The 637-nt window shown below is 28.9% G+C and carries 1 protein-coding gene; it reads right to left on the minus strand.

Annotation, left to right across the window (positions count from 1 at the left end; genetic code table 11):
* The coding region (locus tag FUA24_RS03125; protein WP_222861306.1) for a cell division protein FtsX at positions 1-291 on the minus strand (291 nt) is incomplete at its 3' end.
* Between the last annotated feature and the right edge of the window lie 346 nt (positions 292-637).

Consider the following 637-nt stretch of genomic DNA (forward strand, 5'->3'; position numbering starts at 1 on the left):
AGCTTTCATAAATTCTGCAGCCTGTTCTTTGCTAACATACTCTGTAGATTTTACGTAATCACTCATAGCCAAACTTTTTTCAAGCTGTTTAACTTCAATGTCTTTAGCATTTTCTTTTAAATAAATGGTAACAACCACTTGTTCTTTAAAATGGTCAGATACTTTTTTGGCATTTAAAAGTACAATACCTAATAAGCCAAGTAAAAACAAAACCAACGCAATACTTAAAACTACTGAAAAGTATGAAGAAATTAACCGGCGTTTTTGTTGTTTTTCAAAGTATGAGCTCATAAAATCTATTTCATTAATGCAGTAAAAATATAAAAGAATTCTGTATTCCTTAACTAATACAACGTTTAACTTTTAATAGTGTTATAATAAGTTTAAATTTGCGCATTCAAAATTCGTCATTACTGAAGCGAAGCGTGAGAATCTTTTAATTAATAAGCGTAAAAGTTATTTAAAAAGATTGCCACAGTTGTGCCTCTATTGCAATGACAAAAGGTGTTTATAAAATAATGAATTACAATTTCAACGAAATAGAAGCCAAGTGGCAAAAATATTGGGCAGATAATAAAACCTTTAAAGCCAAAAACCAAAGTGATAAACCCAAATATTATGTGTTAGATATGTTTCC

The organism is Seonamhaeicola marinus (assembly GCF_008085455.1).